The sequence below is a fragment of the Rosenbergiella sp. YN46 genome, from assembly GCF_036620675.1.
In the GTDB taxonomy this organism is placed as follows: Bacteria; Pseudomonadota; Gammaproteobacteria; order Enterobacterales; family Enterobacteriaceae; genus Jejubacter.
This window is the reverse complement of sequence record NZ_JAZHEE010000123.1, coordinates 1-620: the sequence shown is the minus strand read 5'-3', so window position 1 is coordinate 620 and position 620 is coordinate 1. Positions and strand designations below refer to the sequence as shown.

The window sequence follows — 620 nt, the reverse complement described above, 5'->3', positions numbered from 1 at the left end:
GCTTGTCATCAAGTATTTCCATTTTAACACTCCAAAGTAATCATATAATTAAAGTCATTAATTGGTAAATTCTCTATCCGTGATTTGCATGCCGTCATCAAGTTTGTTCCTAAATACTATCAATCTTCGTAAAGCCTCATAGTTTGCTATAACTGCTAGAATGATCAGCATTATGGGAATTTGGTTAGTTAAAGCACCAATCGTTATGAGCAGTAACCTCACATCCCTGCCCATTCTAAACTTTGATCTTTTTGTCATATCTCCATCTCTAAAAATTGAATCATACTTGTCACTGGTATAGCTATTGAGGAAGCTTCCAATCAGAGCAAAAAATCCAATTATCCATATTGTCATATCTCCCGTCATACTCCAGTAACCATAGGCTAGTCCAAAAATAATGGCAGCATCTACATATCTGTCTAAAACTGAATCAAGCCAACCTCCATACTTTGTCTGTCTTAGCTTAAGACGTGCTACTTCCCCATCACATCCATCCACTATAGAATGGATATGAACTAAGATGCCTCCCAAAACGAGATAGAAATATTCGCCAAAAAAGAACAGAGATGCACCTGCAAGTCCAATCATAAAACTCATAACTGAAATCTGGTTTGGTGTAA

At 36.6% G+C, this 620-nt stretch carries 1 protein-coding gene; it reads right to left on the bottom strand.

Going from position 1 to position 620, the window contains the following annotated elements; all coding sequences use genetic code 11:
- Nucleotides 1–57: 57 nt before the first annotated feature.
- A partial coding sequence (locus tag V3W49_RS22830; RefSeq protein WP_500148246.1) for a CDP-alcohol phosphatidyltransferase family protein occupies nt 58–620 on the bottom strand: 563 nt, incomplete at its 5' end.